This window comes from Moorena sp. SIO2C4 (genome assembly GCF_010672485.1).
Lineage (GTDB): Bacteria > Cyanobacteriota > Cyanobacteriia > Cyanobacteriales > Coleofasciculaceae > Moorena > Moorena producens.
Window position 1 is genome coordinate 1 of the sequence record NZ_JAAHGN010000738.1, and the last position, 3,872, is coordinate 3,872.

3 protein-coding genes are annotated in these 3,872 nt (G+C 43.3%); 1 reads left to right on the plus strand and 2 read right to left on the minus strand.

The window, feature by feature from the left end:
- Positions 1-67: 67 nt before the first annotated feature.
- Positions 68-1,456, minus strand: a complete 1,389-nt coding sequence (gene asnS, locus F6K20_RS28155; RefSeq protein ID WP_008182157.1) for an asparagine--tRNA ligase — start codon at positions 1,454-1,456, stop codon at positions 68-70.
- Positions 1,457-1,888: 432 nt separating this feature from the next.
- On the opposite strand from asnS, the gene F6K20_RS28160 reads away from it, so the two are divergent.
- Entirely contained in the window at positions 1,889-2,386 is a 498-nt protein-coding gene (locus F6K20_RS28160; protein WP_008182159.1) for a hypothetical protein, read from the plus strand.
- A 1-nt stretch (position 2,387) separates the two neighbouring features.
- Here the strand turns inward: F6K20_RS28160 and F6K20_RS28165 are convergent, their stop codons facing one another.
- Positions 2,388-3,500: a tetratricopeptide repeat protein gene (locus F6K20_RS28165; RefSeq protein ID WP_008182161.1), complete on the minus strand. Its 1,113-nt coding sequence runs from the start codon at positions 3,498-3,500 to the stop codon at positions 2,388-2,390.
- Positions 3,501-3,872: the final 372 nt, after the last annotated feature.

A 3,872-nucleotide genomic window follows, 5' to 3' on the forward strand; every position in this document is an offset into this window, starting at 1 on the left:
TCTAATCTTTAGCACTACCCATATTTCCATCAATGGCTGTGGGCATAGCCAACGATAGTTTTATTTTTTAGAACTCTGCACTTAAAGGAGTTCTGGGAAACGGAATTACATCCCGAATATTCCCCATACCAGTCATAAATTGCACCAATCGCTCAAATCCCAAACCAAATCCAGCATGGGGCACTGTACCATAACGTCGCAGATCCAAATACCACCATAAATCTTCTGGATTCATCCCCTGATTCTGAATTCGCTTCTCTAATATATCCAGCCGTTCTTCCCGCTGAGCACCACCGATAATCTCTCCAATCCTAGGCGCAAGCACATCCATTGCTGCTACAGTCTTTTGGTCGTCATTTAAGCGCATATAAAAGGCTTTAATCTCTACTGGATAATCCGTGACAATGACGGGCTTTTTAAACAACTCTTCGGCTAGATACCGTTCGTGTTCGGACTGCAAATCTACACCCCAACTTACCGCATACTCAAACTTACGATCAGTTTTTTCGAGTAATGCGATCGCATCTGTATAAGTAATCCGCTCAAACTGATTATTGATAATATTATCAGCAGTAGCGAGAACATTGTTATCGATCCGCTTGTTGAAAAATTCCAGATCTTCTGGACAGTTTTCCAAAACTGACTTAAATACATGCTTGAGAAAGGCTTCTGCTAAATCCATATCCCCCTTCAAATCGCAGAATGCCATCTCAGGCTCGACCATCCAAAATTCTGCTAGATGGCGAGAGGTATTAGAATTCTCGGCTCGGAATGTAGGACCAAAGGTGTATACATCCCGAAATGCCATTGCCATGATTTCTGCTTCTAATTGACCACTGACGGTCAGGTAAGTCGGTCGTCCAAAAAAGTCCTGAGTATAATCGACTGCTTGATTATCGGTTTTGGGGATGTTCTTTAAGTCTAGGTTAGTGACACTGAACAACTCCCCTGCTCCTTCACAATCACTAGCGGTGATAATTGGGGTATGAACCCACAAGAAACCTCGTTCTTGAAAAAACTGATGAATGGCATTGGAACAGGCATTCCGCACTCGGAACACCGCACCTAGGGTATTGGTACGCGATCGCAAATGGCTAATGGTGCGCAAAAACTCAAAGGAGTGGCGTTTCTTCTGTAGGGGATAATTGGCATCTGCTTCCCCATATACTGTCACCGAGGATGCTTTTACTTCAATTCGCTGTCCCTTGCCAAGAGATTCTACTAGTATACCAGTGACTTCTACTGATGAGCCAGTATTAAGCCGTTTCAGGATAGTCTCATAATCCGACAAGTCTGGATTGAGCACTACCTGTAAATTTGCCATGGAGGAGCCATCGTTGACTTCCATAAAGGCAAAGTCCTTTAATTCCCGTTTTGTGCGTACCCAGCCTTGGATGGTCAAAGACTGATCTGGTTGACCATTGCGCAAAACTTCAGCAATCCGTCGAATTTCCATAGCTTTCCCCAAAATTCTGAGAGAATTGTAAATCTTTATAAATTAACTGGTGGTCTTTAGCTCCAAAAATCTAAGTAAATATACTTATTAAGAGCTTTATGTAAAGTTTGATGAACAAAAATATCTAAATTGTTGCAATAAGTGAAGTAATCACTCATAATTATTATACAAATGCAACGTTTGGTTAAGTTTCATCAAACGACTAGTCACCCAAGATCAGCAGTGGGGCTATCCACTTAAGCCAGGACAGAGTCGGGTTTTGAGTAAATGGTTGAGGGTATTGGTGATGAGTAGGAATTCAGCACAATTACCGATTACCGCTTACTGATTGCCGATTACTGGTAAATCTCCTGGGCCAAGCTTGTAGCCCCAGTTGCGATCGCACTGAAGGTAATAGCTTCCATTAAAACTAATTTAGAGAGGTCTTTGTAAATGGTAGGTTTGTTTAAGCGCAATAAATCCAAGGGCTTTTACCTGGAGCTAGACGAAAGCGAAACTAGCACCCCTCAGCAACCGGCGGTAGAACAGAAGCCAGAACCGGCTATTGCCCAGACAACAGCGGAAACCGCAACCGTAGTAGCACCAGCTCAGGCAACAGCAGAAACCACGACCGCAGTAGCAACAGCTGAAGCTTCTAAGCCCAAATCTGCTCGTCAAGCCAAGAAAGAAGAACTAGCTAAGGCTAAGGCTGAAGCAAAGGCTAAGAAACAAGCTGAAGCAGAAGCTAAAAAAAAGGCAGCTGCTCCTGAGCCAACACCAGTAGCGGCAATCAATTCAGCAGCAGCAGTTGTCAATAGCAAGGCAAAAGGGCAGCCCGAAACCACCTTTGCCACCAAATACGTACCAATGATCATGCCTCGTCGGCGTCCTGGTCCTAGCATGAATAAGTTCCTCGACATGGCTGCTCAGATGCAGAACCCTCGTTTCTAGATTAGTGATTAGTCAAAAAAACTAGTCCACTATACAACTGAAATGCTGGATCCCAAGGAGTCTCGACCAGGCGAAATAAGTCGATATGAGACTCCAATTTTTCTAGCAGATCTGGGTAGTCTATAGCAGTTTGCGCAAAGGTGGTAAAGTCAGACCATACTGGCTTTTCAAGCAGCCGAAGGTTTAAGTAATCAGTCAAGTTGTTCCAGTTGACTCTTGTAGTGCTTTGGTGTATATGAGAGTCTTGGGATAGGCTGTTCTGACTGGAAACTGGCTTGAGGGTTAGAGCAATTCCTTGCTGAAATTGATAATTGCGATCGCATACTCTGAGAATACTGTGGCGCTGTGGTAAATGCAAGTCACAAACCAGGGCATAGTCTAAGGTTTGGGTTTTACGAGTTAAATTCCGTCGCGCATCTAAGTCTACTACCTTCTCAAACAAAGGCAACCGCCCTTCTACTCGTTGGGTCACTTCCGACCAGTTAAAGCTAAAGGAACCCAACTGTCCCTGAGAGTTTTGACATACTACAGTGGTCTCCTGGTCACTACTGTCAGAAAAATACTTAACTTGATAGATGTTAATTGTTTTGATATCTGCTAAGCTTGCCCACAAACATTTTATTGATGCTTCTCGCAGTAACGACCCATAATACTTAAGTTCTCCCACAGGTCCAGTGCGATATAAACGCCAGCCTCTAGTAGGTAGCTGTAGCCTTGCGGTGTAGGGGTCTATCCCCAGGATGCGAGCTAAGTGTTGAGCTGCTGTTGGTTTGTCTTGTTGGCTGATCGGCTTTAGGACTAAAACTCCCAATTGATTACTTTCAGGGTCAGCAGTTGCTTGGGCTAAGGCTTGTCGGCGCTGTTCTTTTGCTGTAGCTTCTAAGCGTGCTAGTCCCTGACGAGCTTGGGCCATAATTTTAGGAACAGGTGTTCCTTTCAGTAACTGTCGATAGATTCTTTCAGCTGCTTCTTGTTTACCTCTGACTTCCTGGAGCCTTCCTAGATAAAGCTGTGTCCAGGGATTATTGGGCTCTTGCTTGAGAAGTTGTTTAATTAATCGGGCAGCAGTTTGATAATCATGGTGCTCAAAGGCATCAGCAATTTGCTTAAGCATGATAGCGTTAGGTGTGATATCACCAAGTTTTAGACATTAGTAGCTCCTAGGGAGAAGCTAATGGAATCCTGTTAATAGTATAGCGCTAGTTTTATGGCTTTAAGGCGCTAACCTTTTGAAGCGTTAAGGGATAGTTAGGATAATTAAGTTAGTGATTTAAATTAGCGCTATACTTTACCCGAATTTATCTAGCGCTAATTTTTTCAAGGGTTAAGGGATATTTGGGATAATTAAGGGAGTAGGTGAAATTAGCGCTATACTTTACCCGAATTTATCTAGCGCTAATTTTTTCAAGGGTTAAGGGATATTTGGGATAATTAAGGGAGTAGGTGAAATTAGCGCTATACTTTACCCGAATTTATCTAGCGCTAA

What these genes read in the sequence shown, in the direction of transcription:
- F6K20_RS28160 (WP_008182159.1), top strand. Translation starts at nt 1,889, where the DNA reads ATGGTAGGTTTGTTTAAGCGCAATAAATCCAAGGGCTTTTACCTGGAG.
- F6K20_RS28165 (WP_008182161.1), bottom strand. Translation starts at nt 3,500, where the DNA reads ATGCTTAAGCAAATTGCTGATGCCTTTGAGCACCATGATTATCAAACT.
- asnS (WP_008182157.1), bottom strand. Translation starts at nt 1,456, where the DNA reads ATGGAAATTCGACGGATTGCTGAAGTTTTGCGCAATGGTCAACCAGAT.